Source organism: Bacillus sp. SIMBA_005 (assembly GCF_046535585.1).
Taxonomy (GTDB): Bacteria; Bacillota; Bacilli; order Bacillales; family Bacillaceae; genus Bacillus; species Bacillus pumilus.
In genome coordinates, this window is the sequence record NZ_JAWRWI010000961.1 from 1 (window position 1) to 246 (window position 246).

The window sequence follows — 246 nt, forward strand, 5'->3', positions numbered from 1 at the left end:
GTCTCCGTGCTCTCATCGGCGAGCCTCATCATCTGGTCCAGCATGAGATCCGGGTCGCCCCCGTGACCGCTGATCCCAACCGCGAACGACTCCGCGAACGCCCTCTGCGCACGCCGGTCAGTCACGACGTCGACGAGTCCCGCCATAGCGTACTCGTAGTTCTTGCTGGGGACCGCAGACTCATTCTGTCCGTCCGGCATGAGAAGCGAGAGTCCATATCCCATATCCGACAGCAACGCCGGCATC

General features: G+C 62.6%; 1 protein-coding gene. It reads right to left on the reverse strand.

Annotated features, from left to right (window positions below):
• Positions 1-246, reverse strand: a 246-nt coding sequence (locus SB660_RS22950; RefSeq protein ID WP_410584828.1) for a hypothetical protein, incomplete at both ends; no start/stop codon positions are given.